At 69.8% G+C, this 14,368-nt stretch carries 5 protein-coding genes; 1 reads left to right on the top strand and 4 read right to left on the bottom strand.

Features of this window, described 5'->3' with window-relative positions; all coding sequences use genetic code 11:
• Positions 1–56: 56 nt before the first annotated feature.
• Positions 57–3,968 carry a DNA-directed RNA polymerase subunit beta' gene (locus AB0H93_RS22280; protein ID WP_132490264.1) on the bottom strand — a complete coding sequence of 1,304 codons (3,912 nt, stop codon included), beginning with the start codon at positions 3,966–3,968 and terminating at the stop codon, positions 57–59.
• A gap of 111 nt (positions 3,969–4,079) precedes the next feature.
• Positions 4,080–7,574: a DNA-directed RNA polymerase subunit beta gene (gene rpoB / locus AB0H93_RS22275; protein ID WP_358574936.1), complete on the bottom strand. Its 3,495-nt coding sequence runs from the start codon at positions 7,572–7,574 to the stop codon at positions 4,080–4,082.
• A 1,060-nt stretch (positions 7,575–8,634) separates the two neighbouring features.
• Here rpoB and AB0H93_RS22270 point away from each other — a divergent pair.
• The gene (locus AB0H93_RS22270) at positions 8,635–11,772 is read left to right on the top strand and encodes a CHAT domain-containing protein (RefSeq protein ID WP_358574935.1); all 3,138 of its coding nucleotides are present in this window, start codon (positions 8,635–8,637) and stop codon (positions 11,770–11,772) included.
• A gap of 168 nt (positions 11,773–11,940) precedes the next feature.
• Here AB0H93_RS22270 and AB0H93_RS22265 read toward each other — a convergent pair whose 3' ends face one another.
• Complete coding sequence (locus AB0H93_RS22265) at positions 11,941–13,947, bottom strand: sigma-70 family RNA polymerase sigma factor (RefSeq protein WP_358574934.1); 2,007 nt, start codon at positions 13,945–13,947, stop codon at positions 11,941–11,943.
• Entirely contained in the window at positions 13,907–14,236 is a 330-nt protein-coding gene (locus tag AB0H93_RS22260) for a YciI family protein (protein ID WP_358574933.1), read from the bottom strand. The genes AB0H93_RS22265 and AB0H93_RS22260 overlap by 41 nt, the downstream gene beginning before the upstream one ends.
• Positions 14,237–14,368: the final 132 nt, after the last annotated feature.

The raw sequence follows: 14,368 nt of genomic DNA, 5'->3' as shown, positions 1-14,368 counted from the left end.
GAGAAGGGCCCCTGTCCGGAGGAGTCGGACAGGGGCCCTTTGGTCAACTAGTTACTTCAGCGGTAGTCGCGGCCGAAGTCGTAGTCGTCCAGCGGAACCGCCGCACCGGTACCGGTGCCGAACACGTCCGGGGTGTAGTAGCTGTCGTCGTAGGACGGGATCGCGTACGCCGCGGCCCGTGCCTCCTCCGTCGGCTGCACCTGGATGTTGCGGTACCGGTTGATGCCCGTACCAGCCGGGATCAACTTACCGATGATCACGTTCTCCTTCAGGCCGACCAGCTTGTCACTCGCGCCCTCGATCGCGGCGTTCGTGAGGATGCGGGTCGTCTCCTGGAAGGAGGCCGCCGACAGCCACGAGTCCGTGGCCAGCGACGCCTTGGTGATACCCATCAGCACCGGACGGCCGGACGCCGGGTCGCCGCCCTCGGCGACGACGCGACGGTTCTCCGACTCGAACTGCGAGCGCTCGACCGGCGAACCGGGCAGGAACTCGGTGGCACCCGAGTCGATGATGATGACCCGGCGCAGCATCTGGCGGACGATGACCTCGACGTGCTTGTCGTGGATGCCCACACCCTGCGACCGGTACACCTCCTGCACCTCGCGCACCAGGTGCAGCTGGGCCTCGCGCGGGCCCATCACGCGCAGCACCTCGTGCGGGTCGACCGCACCTTCCAGCAGCTGCTGGCCGACCTCGACGTGGTCGCCATCGGCGATCTGCCGCTCGCTGCCGTCCACCGAGATCGCCGCGAGCCGCTGCCGCTTGGACAGCTTGTCGTAGACGATCTCCTCGCCGCCGTCGTCCGGAATGATGGTGATCTTCCAGTAGCGGTCGTTGTCCTCCATCCGGATCCGGCCGGAGGTGTCGGCGATCGGCGCCTTGCCCTTCGGGACCCGGGCCTCGAACAGCTCCTGGACACGCGGCAGACCGGTGGTGATGTCGTCACCGGCGACACCGCCCTGGTGGAAGGTACGCATCGTCAGCTGCGTACCCGGCTCACCGATCGACTGGGCGGCGACGATGCCGACGGCCTCGCCGACGTCCACCAGCTTGCCGGTGGCCATCGAGCGGCCGTAGCAGACCGCGCAGACGCCGACGCCGGACTCGCAGGTCAGCACGCTGCGGACCTTGACCGTGGTGATCTTGGCGGCGAGCAGCTTCTCGATCGCCGGGTCACCCAGGTCCGAACCGCGGGCCAGCACGATGTTGCCGTCGGCGTCGGTGACGTCCTCGGCCGTGGTGCGGGCGTAGATGCTGGTCTCCACGTGCGCGTCGCGCAGCAGCGTGCCGTCCGGCAGCAGCTCCGCGATCGGCATCCGGATGCCGCGCTCGGTGCTGCAGTCGGTCTCGCGGACGATGACGTCCTGCGAGACGTCCACCAGACGACGGGTCAGGTAACCCGAGTCGGCGGTACGCAGCGCCGTGTCGGCCAGACCCTTTCGGGCACCGTGGTTGGAGATGAAGTACTCCAGCACCGACAGGCCCTCGCGGAAGTTCGCCTTGATCGGGCGCGGGATGTACTCACCCTTCGGGTTCGACACCAGACCACGCATACCGGCCAGCTGGACGACCTGGGTCATGTTACCGGCGGCCCCGGACTTCACGATCACGCTGATCGAGTTGTCCTCGGGGAAGTTCGCCTCCATGGCCTCGGCGACCTCGTCCTTGGCGGCCGTCCAGACCTTGACCAGCTCGGCGTTGCGCTCCTGGTAGGACAGCGCACCGCGGCGGTACCGCTTCTCGACCTGGTCGGCCTTGGCCTCGTAGGAGTCCAGGATCTCGGTCTTGTTCGGCGGCACGACCACGTCGGTGATCGACACGGTCACGCCCGAACGGGTCGCCCAGTGGAAGCCGGCGTCCTTGAGCTTGTCCAGGGTCTGCGCCACGGTGACCATCGGGTACCGCTCGGCCAGGTCGTTGACGATCGCGGCCTGCTTCTTCTTCGGCAGCAGGTCGTCGACGAACGGGTAGTCCTCGGGCAGCAGCTCGTTGAACCACACGCGGCCGAGGGTGGTCTCGGCCAGCCACGGCTGACCGGGCTCCCAGCCCTCCGGCAGCTGCGCCTTGTTCGGCACCACGTCGCGCAGCCGGATCTTGATCTTGGCCTGCAGGTCCAGCGCGCCGCGGTCGAAGGCCATGATGGCCTCGCCGACCGAGGAGAACGCCAGGCCCTCGCCCTTGGCGCCGTCCACCTGACGGGTCAGGTGGTACAGGCCGGTGACCATGTCCAGACGCGGCATCGCCAGCGGCCGGCCGGAGGCCGGCGACAGGATGTTGTTGCTGGACAGCATCAGGATCCGGGCCTCGGCCTGGGCCTCGGCCGACAGCGGCAGGTGCACCGCCATCTGGTCACCGTCGAAGTCCGCGTTGAACGCCTCGCAGACCAGCGGGTGCAGCTGGATGGCCTTGCCTTCCACCAGCTGCGGCTCGAAGGCCTGGATGCCGAGGCGGTGCAGCGTGGGAGCACGGTTGAGCAGCACCGGGTGCTCGGCGATGACCTCTTCCAGCACGTCCCACACCTGCGGGCGCTGGCGCTCCACCATCCGCTTCGCGGACTTGATGTTCTGCGCGTGGTTGAGGTCGACCAGCCGCTTCATGACGAACGGCTTGAACAGCTCGACCGCCATTTCCTTCGGCAGACCGCACTGGTGCAGCTTCAGCTGCGGGCCGACCACGATGACCGAACGGCCCGAGTAGTCGACGCGCTTGCCGAGCAGGTTCTGGCGGAACCGGCCCTGCTTGCCCTTGAGCAGGTCGGACAGCGACTTCAGCGGCCGGTTGCCCGGGCCGGTGACCGGACGCCCGCGACGGCCGTTGTCGAACAGCGCGTCCACGGACTCCTGCAGCATCCGCTTCTCGTTGTTGACGATGATCTCGGGAGCCCCGAGGTCGATCAGTCGCTTGAGGCGGTTGTTGCGGTTGATCACCCGGCGGTACAGGTCGTTGAGGTCGGAGGTCGCGAAGCGGCCACCGTCCAGCTGCACCATCGGACGCAGGTCCGGCGGGATGACCGGCACGCAGTTGAGCACCATGCCGCTCGGGTCGTTGCCGGTGGCCTGGAAGGCCGCCACGACCTTCAGGCGCTTGAGGGCGCGGAGCTTCTTCTGGCCCTTGCCGCTGCGGATGGTCTCGCGCAGCAGCTCGGCCTCGGCGCCGATGTCGAAGGTCCCCAGCAGCGACTGGATCGCCTCGGCGCCCATGCCGCCGGTGAAGTACTCGCCGTACCGGTCGTAGAGCTCGCGGTACAGGATCTCGTCGGCGATCAGCTGGCGGGGCTCCAGCTTGGTGAAGGTCTCCCAGATCTCGTCGAGCTTGTCGATCTCGCGCTGCGCACGGTCGCGCAGCTGCTTCATCTCGCGCTCGGCGCCTTCCTTGACCTTGCGGCGCTGGTCGCTCTTGGCGCCCTCGGCCTCGAGCGCGGCCAGGTCGGCCTCGAGCTTCTGGGCCCGGGCCTCCAGGTCGGAGTCGCGCTGGTCGGCGACGCGCTTGCGCTCGACGCTGATCTCGCTCTCCAGCGTCGACAGGTCGTTGTGCCGCATCTCGGTGTTCACCGAGGTGATCACGTACGCGGCGAAGTAGATGATCTTCTCGAGGTCCTTGGGGGCCAGGTCGAGCAGGTAGCCCAGCCGGGACGGGACGCCCTTGAAGTACCAGATGTGCGTGACGGCGGCGGCCAGCTCGATGTGGCCCATCCGCTCGCGGCGAACCTTGGCGCGGGTGACCTCGACGCCGCAGCGCTCGCAGATGATGCCCTTGAACCGGACCCGCTTGTACTTACCGCAGTAGCACTCCCAGTCCCGGGTCGGGCCGAAGATCTTCTCGCAGAAGAGCCCGTCCTTCTCCGGCTTCAGGGTGCGGTAGTTGATGGTCTCGGGCTTCTTGACCTCGCCGTACGACCACTGGCGGATGTCGTCGGCCGTGGCGAGGCCGATGCGGAGTTCATCGAAGAAGTTGACGTCAAGCACGTCGGGTCTTCTCCCTTGATCGAAAGGTTCTGCCGGGTAACACCGGCAGCGGTGCCAGGTTGGGTCGGACGCCGGTCCGCGGGATCAGCTCCCGCGGACCGGCGGCGAGGTTCAGTGCGCGAGGTCGTCGACCGAGGCCGACTCGTTGCGGGACAGGTTGATGCCGAGGTTGGCCGCGGCACGCTCCAGGTCCTCGTCCTCGCTGTCGCGCATCTCGATGGCCGCACCGTCGCTGGAGAGCACCTCGACGTTCAGGCACAGCGACTGGAGCTCCTTCAGCAACACCTTGAAGGACTCCGGGATGCCCGGCTCGGGGATGTTCTCGCCCTTGACGATCGCCTCGTAGACCTTGACGCGGCCGACCACGTCGTCGGACTTGATCGTCAACAGCTCCTGCAGCGTGTACGCGGCGCCGTAGGCCTGCATGGCCCAGCACTCCATCTCACCGAAGCGCTGACCACCGAACTGCGCCTTACCGCCCAGCGGCTGCTGGGTGATCATCGAGTACGGGCCGGTCGACCGGGCGTGGATCTTGTCGTCCACCAGGTGCGACAGCTTGAGGATGTACATGTACCCGACGGCGATCGGGTACGGGTACGGCTCCCCGCTGCGGCCGTCGAACAGCTGCGCCTTGCCGTCGCCGCCCACCATGCGCTCACCGTCGCGGTTCGGCTTGGTGGAGGCCAGCAGGCCGGTGATCTCCTCCTCCCGCGCACCGTCGAAGACGGGGCTAGCGGTGTTGGTGCCCGGCTCGACGTCGTAGAGGTCCTCCGGCAGGCGCTGGGCCCACTCGGAGTCGCCGTCGATCGTCCAGCCCTGGGAGGCGATCCAGCCGAGGTGCGTCTCCAGCACCTGGCCGATGTTCATCCGTCGCGGCACACCGTGGGTGTTCAGGATGATGTCCACCGGGGTGCCGTCGGAGAGGAACGGCATGTCCTCGGCCGGCAGGATCTTGCCGATGACGCCCTTGTTGCCGTGGCGGCCGGCGAGCTTGTCGCCGTCCTGGATCTTGCGCTTCTGCGCGACGTAGACCCGCACCAGCTGGTTGACGCCCGGGGGCAGCTCGTCGTCGTCCTCGCGGTTGAACACGCGGACGCCGATGACCTTGCCGGTCTCGCCGTGCGGCACCTTCAGCGAGGTGTCGCGGACCTCGCGGGCCTTCTCGCCGAAGATCGCGCGCAGCAGCCGCTCCTCCGGGGTCAGCTCGGTCTCGCCCTTCGGCGTGACCTTGCCGACCAGGATGTCGCCACCCTGCACCTCGGCACCGATGCGGATGATGCCGCGCTCGTCGAGGTCCGCCAGCACGTCGTCGGAGACGTTCGGGATGTCCCGGGTGATCTCCTCGGCACCGAGCTTGGTGTCGCGGGCGTCGACCTCGTGCTCCTCGATGTGGATCGAGGTGAGCACGTCGTCCTGCACCAGGCGCTGGGACAGGATGATCGCGTCTTCGTAGTTGTGGCCTTCCCACGGCATGATCGCGACGAGCAGGTTCTTGCCCAGCGCCATCTCGCCGTTCTGGGTGCACGGCCCGTCCGCGATGACCTGCCCGGCCTCGACCCGGTCGCCCTCGTTGACGATCGGCTTCTGGTTGATGCAGGTGCCGTGGTTGGACCGGGAGAACTTCTGCATCCGGTACGAGCGGCGGGTGCCGTCGTCGGCCATCACCGTCACGTAGTCGGCGCACAGCTCCTCGACCACACCGGCCTTGTCGGCGGTGATCACGTCACCGGCGTCGACCGCGGCGCGCAGCTCCATGCCCGTGCCGACCAGCGGCGACTCGCTGCGCAGCAGCGGCACCGCCTGGCGCTGCATGTTCGCACCCATCAGGGCGCGGTTGGCGTCGTCGTGCTCGAGGAACGGGATCATCGCGGTCGCGGCGGAGACCATCTGCCGCGGCGAGACGTCCATGTAGTCGATCTCGGTCGGCGCGAGCAGCTCGACCTCGCCGCCCTTGCGTCGACCCAGCACGCGCTCGTCGATGAAGTTGCCGTCGTCGTCGATCGGCGCGTTGGCCTGCGCCTTGACGTAGCGGTCCTCTTCGTCGGCGGTCAGGTAGTCGATCTGGTCGGTGACCCGGCCGTCGACGACCTTGCGGTACGGCGTCTCGATGAAGCCGAACGGGTTGACCCGCGCGAACGTCGCGAGCGAGCCGATCAGACCGATGTTCGGGCCTTCCGGCGTCTCGATCGGGCACATGCGGCCGTAGTGCGACGGGTGCACGTCGCGGACCTCCATGCCCGCGCGCTCCCGGGACAGACCACCCGGGCCGAGCGCGTTCAGACGCCGCTTGTGCGTCAGGCCCGCGAGCGGGTTGGTCTGGTCCATGAACTGCGAGAGCTGCGAGGTGCCGAAGAACTCCCGGATCGCCGCCGTGATCGGGCGGATGTTGATCAGGGTCTGCGGGGTGATCGCCTCGACGTCCTGGGTGGTCATCCGCTCCCGGACGACGCGCTCCATGCGGGACAGGCCGACCCGGACCTGGTTCTGGATCAGCTCGCCCACCGTGCGCAGGCGGCGGTTGCCGAAGTGGTCGATGTCGTCGACCTCGACGGGCACGGTCGCGCCTTCGCCCTCACCGCGGGCGGGCATCTCGGTCTCGGCGGCGTGCAGCCGGACCAGGTACTCGATCGTGGTGACGATGTCTTCCTCGGTCAGCACGCCGGCCTCGTACGGGTGGCCCAGGCCGAGCTTCTTGTTGACCTTGTAGCGGCCGACCCGACCGAGGTCGTAGCGCTTCTCCTTGAAGAACAGGTTCTCCAGGAGCGTCTGCGCGCTCTCCTTGGTCGGCGGTTCGCCCGGCCGCAGCTTGCGGTAGATGTCCAGCAGAGCTTCGTCCGTGCCGGCGGTGTGGTCCTTCTCCAGGGTCGTCATCAACGTCTCGGAGAAGCCGAACCGCTCGCGGATCGCCTCGGCCGTCCAGCCCAGCGCCTTCAGCAGCACGGTGACCGGCTGCCGGCGCTTGCGGTCGATGCGGACGCCGACGGTGTCGCGCTTGTCGACGTCGAACTCCAGCCACGCACCGCGGCTGGGGATGACCTTGACGCTGAAGACGTCCTTGTCGGTGGTCTTGTCGACCGCCTGGTCGAAGTAGACACCGGGGGAACGGACCAGCTGGGTGACGACCACCCGCTCGGTGCCGTTGATGATGAAGGTGCCCTTGTTCGACATCATCGGGAAGTCACCCATGAACACCGTCTGGCTCTTGATCTCGCCAGTGGTGTGGTTGGTGAACTCCGCGGTGACGAACAGCGGGGCCGCGTAGGTCATGTCCTTGTCCTTGCACTCCTCGACGGAGGCCTTGACCTCGTCGAAGCGTGGGTCGGAGAAGGACAGCGACATCGATCCGGAGAAGTCCTCGATCGGGGAGATCTCGCTGAGGACCTCCTCAAGACCGCCAACCGGATTCTCCTCGCCGGCGTCGACCCGGCGCTGGAACCAGGCCTCGTTACCGACAAGCCATTCGAAGGACTGGATCTGCAGGTCGAGCAGGTTCGGCACGTTCAACGGTTCGCGAATGTTCGCGAACGAGACCCGCTTGGGTGCCCCAGGGATCCCCGACGTGTAGTTGGAAGCTGCAGAGACCTTGGTCGCGCGGGAGACTGCCAAGATGCGTCCTTCCGGGACTCTGAACTGGCTACAGCCGCATCAGCGAAAGTGCCCGGCGAAGTGACCGACGGGGGTCCGTACCCGCTGGCACAGTTCGCTAACACAGCTGTCAAGGGTGCAATGGCGCCCACGATCCTACGGTCCGGTGCAGGACAGACGGAAAGAGGGCAGCGCAAAGTAGCAGTCTAGCCGGAACTACGCCAGCTGTCGAGGGGGCCCACCGATGGCGGCCCAGCCCCGCGTTGAGCACCAGAGTGAACCCGAGCGAGCCCGCAGTCAAGAGATCACGCTTCGATCACCCTCGTGGCGCAAAACACGATCACCGCTCGTGACCATCTGAGGCGTCGTCTTGCCTGGTCAGAGCGCTACCTCCAGGTAACTGCAAGGCCCCCCTGGCGACACTCCCGACACCCCTCCGAACGGCCCTTGACAGTCCCGCCGGCGATCGCCCCACGAGTGACGAGCACCTCAACATCCGGGATCGCGTTCCCTATTCCTGGGACGACTCGGCCGAACGGAGCCATTCCCGCGAACCCGCCCCGTCACATTCACCCCGCGTGCTCACATCGACACCTGCAGTCATTTCCATTCCCAACGGAATTCGATCTTCGAATTCCCGATCTCACCCGGGGAGGAGCGGAGTGCCACCGAGCACGCAACGTCGCGATGCGCGCACGGCGCGGGACCGGGCGATCGCCCGCATTCGTCCTGTGTGGACGAATATGGGGCGAGCACGGACCGCGCACGGCCCGGCACGGCGGGAAAGATCCGGGCGACGCGATCACCCGCACCCGACGACGCCCGCCGCCCGATCTCGGAGTCGCCACCGCCGGCGCGTGCCGGCGGTGAGTAGCAATGGTCGCAGTAATGACATTTCCCGCTCGCGAACCGGTACTTTCGATCACGAGCGCTTAACGAATGGCGCCTTCGGGCACAACTGCCCGACAGCACGATCTCAGGTGATGCACGCGGGCTATTCGACGCTGGCGTCCGCCGGTAGCGTGATACGCCCCACCTGTTCCAGGTGCCCCGGGTGAGCAGGCCACAGGAGAACCGACCGATGACAGACGATGCAAGCCGCGCGAGCGAACGGTTCAGCGGGCTGCAGCGTTGGACAGGGGGGCCGGATCGCAGCGGTTCCAGCTCGAGCTGGTTCGCCGCCGAGCCGGAGGACGCCACGCCCCCACCCCGGCAGGCCCCGCAACCTCCCGAGGCGACGGCCCCCGAACCCCGGCGCAGCGCCGAGCAGCGCTACGCCGACGCCATCGCGGCGATGAACAAGATCGTCACCACCCTGGACTTCGAGCAGCTGCCCTGGGTGACCGAGGTGTTCCGGGCCACCGCCGGAGTGCTGCACGAGAACGACCCCGCGCGCGCGGGCGTGCTCAACAACCTGGGCAGCGCCGCGCAGCTGACGCACGTGCGCAGCGGCGCGCTTGCCGACCTGGAAGACGCGATCTCCTACTACCGGTCGGCGCGGGACTCGGCGCACAGCAGCGACCAGGACCGCGTCCTCTACCAGTGCAACCTCGCGCTGGCGCTCACCGATCTCGCGGGCAAGACCGACAGCGCCCCATCGGCGGCGGAGAGCGTGCAGGTCGCGCGGGAGACCGTCGAGCAGACGCCGCGCCGCGACCAGCGCCGCGCGATGGCGCTGATCCGGCTGGCCAACGCGTTGCGGCTGCACGCCCGGCTGGCCGACGCGCCGCAGTCCGACGACGAGTCGATCGACGTGTTCCGGGAGGCCGCCCGGATCTCGCCGGCCAACGACCCGGCCACCTCCGAGCTGCTGATCAACCTCGGCGCGGCGCTGCTGCGCCGGTTCGAGCGCGGCGGCTCGCCCGAGGACCTCGACGAGGGCATCAAGCACCTCGGGTCCGGCGCCGGCGCCCTCGCCGACGGCGAACCGCGGCGGGCCGCGCTGTGCCACCTGGCCAAGGCGCTGCGGCTGCGGTTCCAGCGCAACGGCGATCTGACCGATCTGAACTCGGCGATCAGCGAGCTGATCGGCGTGCTCGGGATGCTGGAAAGCGGAAATCCCTTGCTGGGCACGGCGATCTGGCACCTCGCCGCGGCGACCGTCGAGCACGTCGACGCCACCGGCGAAGCGAGCCAGCTGCGCCGCGTGCTGCGGCCGATCGCGCCTGCGGTGCGCGCGATGTCCGCCGACGACCAGAGCCGCTCCGTCGCCCTCACCGGTTACGCGACCTTGCTGCGCAGGCACTTCCTGCACGGCGGGGAGGCCAAGGTGCTGGACACCGCGGTCACCGCCGGCGAGGCCGCGGTGGAGGCGGCGAGCGCGGCGGACCGCGGCGCGATGCTGCACTCGCTGGTCACCACGTTGATCGGCCGCTTCGAGCACCACGGGGAGGTCACCGACCTGGACCGGGCGGCCGAGATCGCGCGCGAAGCCGCGAAGTTCGACGCCGCGTCGCAGCCCGCGGCGTGGGCGCAGCTCGGCATCGTCTCGGCGCACCGGTTCCGGTTGACCGCCAAGACGCGGGACATCGAGGCCGCCATCGAGCTGCTGGACCAGGCGCTCATCGCGATGCCGGCGACCGCGCCGAACCGCGCGGGCATCGCCGTCCACCTCGGTCGCGCCCTGCGCACGCTCTACCAGCGCAGCGGGCGGCGGCGGTACTACCGGTGGGCGCGCAAGGTGCTCATGGAGGCCGCCGAGCAGCCCAACGCCCCCGCCGACCAGCGGGTCCGGGCGGCGAGCCTGTCCGGTCAGATCTGCGCGCAGGCGCACCGGTGGGCGGAGGCGCTGGAGTCGTACGAGGTCGCGGTCGACCTGCTGCCGCTGGTCACGCGCGGCAAGCGAGTCGTCGCGTCGCCTGCCGCGCAGCAGCGGTGGGCGACGATCGCGGCCGATGCCGCGGCGTGCGCGTTGGAGAGCGGCGCGCCCGAGCGGGCCGTGGAACTGCTGGAGCACGGGCAGAACGCGGTCCTGGCGGACTTCCTGCCGACCGGCGGAGAGCTCGGCGCGCTGCACCGCACCCACCCGGACCTCGCGGACGAGGCGGTCCGGGTGCGGCGGCTGCTGGACCGGCCGGTGGACGAGCCGGTGCTCATCGGGTCCGACGACCGGATGCGGCTGGCGCGCACCTGGGACGAGCTGCTCGCGGAGATCCGCGAGGTGCAGCCTGGCCACCTGCTGCGCGCGCCGATCGAGCAGCTGTCGGCCGCGGTGCCGGACGGCTGCGCGGCGCTGGTCAACCTCAGCCGCTACCGGTCAGATGCGCTGGTGCTCATCGCCGGGCGAGTGCTGACCGTGCCGCTGCCGAACGCCGCGCCGGAGACCGCGGCCGACCGGGCGGGCGAGCTGCTGGCCGCCGCGCAGCAGGACGACCACGAGGCGCTGTCCGAGGCCCTCGACTGGACCTGGGACCGGATCGCGCGCCCGGTCATGGAGCGGATGGGCTACCTGCGCACGCCGGAGCCCGGCGCCCGGTGGCCGAGGATGTGGTGGAGCGCCCTCGGCGCGATGGCGTTCCTCCCGGTGCACGCGGCGACCTCGCGGACCGGTGAGTCCACATTGGACCGCGTGGTGTCGTCGTACACCCCGACGCTGGGCTGCCTGCTCCGGGCGACGCAGCGGCCGGTACCGACGGGCGGCCGGGCCCTGGTGGCGGCCGGATCGGCCGAGCAGGTCGGGCGGGAACTCCCGCCGCAGAACCAGGTCCTGGCGCAGTACTGGCCGTCGGCGGAGATCGCGGCGGTGGAGAGCACCAGCGCGACCGAGATGCTGCAGCTGCTGCCGGAACACCCGTGGTTGCACGTGTGCGAGCCGAGTTCGCAGTTCCCGGGGCAGCCCGCGGCGGCGCTGCTGCTGGACCGCGAGTCGCCGCACCGGCCGCTGGGCGTGGTCGAGCTGGGCCAGGCGCCGTTGGAGGAAGCGGAGTTCGGCTACCTCGGCCAGTGCGCGACGGCGGCCGACCCGCCGTGCGCGGCGGCGGTGTCCCTGCCCGGAGCGCTGGGCTTCGCGGGGTTCACGCACGTCATCGGCACCCTGTGGGAGATCGACCCGGAGAGCGCGGTGCAGGTGCACGCCGACGTCTACGCCGCGGTGTTCGGCGGCGAGGAGTTCGACACGGACCGCTCGTCCTACGCCCTGCACAACGCGGCCCGCCAGCTCCGGGCCCGCTATCCCGAGGAGCACTGCATCTGGGCGGCGCACGTCCACATCGGACCGTGACGCCATCCCGGGCAGAACCGGGGAACGTTCCCAATCCTCGGGGCTCGTTCCGGAATGGCACTCCCGAAGGTGCCCGGTGCCTGGCACCCGTGGCGCGCGACCCCAGGCCACGCGTGCCCGCGCACCGTTCTGGAACGCCCCCTTGGGCACGGCGGGTGGATTTCGCTTTCAGGGTCGGGGTTTCAGCCGGCGGAGGGTGCAGCCGTCGCCGGTCGGGTCCAGGGCCGCGGTGGCTCGCTTGAACAGGTACTCGGCTCGTTCGTAGGACAGGCGGCTGCGGCCCGTCTCCGGGCACAGGTCGCCGTCCCGGGGCGTCCGGGACGGCCCGGGCCTGCGATCGGTCAGGAACAGCGGGCCCCGGGTGCGGCCCGCCACCAGCTCGGGGAGCAGCGAGGCCGTGCCGGATCGCCAGCTCACCCAGGCGCCGGCCACCCGGGCGCGGCGGTCGTCCAGGTCCAGGTCCTCGACGTTCAGGGACAGGACCGCCGTCACCGCGGCCCCGGATTCGTGCAGCAGCCGCCACAAGGTGCGTTCCCGCAGCGGGATCCCGGGGCGGTTCCAGATCTCGTCGAGCTGCGCGGGGTCGATCGGCAGCGCCGGGGAGCGGGTTTCGGCGCGGCGGTCCAGGTCCGCCGCCAGATCGTCCAGGCCCGCCCAGGCGCCGAACGACCGGATCGCCGCGCGGTGCCGGTTCCACGTCTTCGCCGCCACCGAGCCCCATGCCGTCCCGAACACCCTCGCCACCTGCTCGGCGGTCAGGTCGGCCGGCGGTAACCGATCCCCCAGGGCCAGGCGGAGCCGTCGCAGGGTCTGCCCGTAGGAGCGGATCGTCGCGGCGTTCAGCTCGTCGCGCGCCAGGAATTCCTCGACCGCCTCCCCTAGCGTCGGGCCGGAATCGCCGCTGCCGGCGAGCTCTTCCGCGCGGCGGAGCAGGAAAGCGCGTTCCGCGCTGTTCTGGGTGAGCGCCGCGGCCCGCTCGAACTCCAGCTTCGCCTCTCCGCCGCGCCCGAGCCGCGCCAGGAGGTCGCCCCGGACGCTGGGCAGCAGGTGGTAGTTCTGCAGAACCGGATCGGCGCCCAGCGAATCGACCAGCGCGAGCCCGGCCTCCGGCCCGCGCGCCATGCCTACCGCCACAGCCTTGTTGAGCTGCACGATCGGCGTCGGCAACAGCCGGGACAACGCTTCGTAGAGCGCCGCGATCTGCGCCCAGTCGGTGTCCTCGGCGGTCCGCGCCCGCGCGTGGCACACGGCGATCGCGGCCTGCAGCACGTACGGCCCGGGCGTGCCGCCGATCTCCCTCGCTCGCAGCAGCGCGGCGAAACCTCGGCGGATGAGCAGCTGATCCCAGCGCCCCCGGTTCTGCTCGTGCAGCTGGACGGGCTCCCCCGACGGGCCGGTGCGCGCGGCCGATCGCGACTCCTGGATCTCCATCAGCGCGACCAGCCCGTGCACCTCGGCCTCGTGCGGCGCCAGCTCGGCGAGCAACCGCCCCAGCCGCAGGGCCTCCTGGCAGAGCCCGGGGCGCAGCAGGTCGTCGCCGGCGGTCGCCGAGTACCCCTCGTTGAAGATCAGGTAGACGACGCCGAGCACCGACGAGATGCGATCGGCCAGCTCCGGGCCGTCCGGGAGGTCGAACGGCACCTGCTCCTGGGCCAGGGTCCGCTTCGCCGCGGCGATCCGCCGGGCGATCTGCGGCTCGCTGACGAGGAACGCCCGGGCGATCTCCGCGGCCGTCAGGCCGCCGAGCAGCCGGAGCGTCAGCGCGACCCGCTCCCGCATCGGCAGCACCGGGTGGCAGGAGATGAACATCAGCCGCAGCACGTCGTCCTGTTCGAGGTCCTGCTGCTGTTCCTGCTCGTGCGCCAGCTGCTCGTGCTTCTCCTCCAGGCGGCGGGACCGCCGGATGTGGTCGATGGCGCGGCGCTTGGCGATCGCCATCAGCCAGGCGCCCGGGTTGTCCGGGATGCCCGCGGGCCATTGCTCCAGCGCGGCCACGAGCGCGTCCTGGGCCAGCTCCTCGGCCAGGCCGACGTCGTGCACCAGCCGCGTGAGCCCGGCGATGATCCGGGCCGATTCGAGCTTCCAGATCGCGTCGACGGTGCGCCGCCCCGGTCGGGGCGGCGCGGGCCGGGCGTCACGGGCCGAAGACCTGCTGGACCACGCTCTCGCCGTCACCGACGATCTTGCGGAACCGGCGGGCCAGCTCGATCGCCTCCTCCTTGGACCGGACCTCGACCAGCGCGAAGCCCGCTACCGACTCCTTCGCCTCGGCGAACGGCCCGTCCGTCACGGTGATCTCGCCGTCCGCGGAGGTCACCCGGACACCGCCGGGTTCGAGGCCGCCGGTGGCCAGCAGGATCCCGGCCGCGGTCAGCTCCTCGACGAACTTGCCCATCTCGACGTACAGGCTCTCGTCGGGAGCGGCATCGGAATCGGAGGCCTTGGTCATCATCAGGTAGCGCACGGCGCTGTCCCCTTCCTTCGCTGAGCTGTCTTCCGCATCAGCGTCGGACGAGCTTATGCGACGGGGAACGGGCGCATTCCCTGTCGCATCGCCGGTTCGACGTGTTGGCGAGAACCCGAGCACCGCAACAGG

The sequence above is a fragment of the Saccharopolyspora sp. NPDC050642 genome (assembly GCF_040654735.1).
GTDB lineage: Bacteria > Actinomycetota > Actinomycetes > Mycobacteriales > Pseudonocardiaceae > Saccharopolyspora > Saccharopolyspora elongata.
This window is presented reverse-complemented; position numbering and strand designations above follow the sequence as displayed.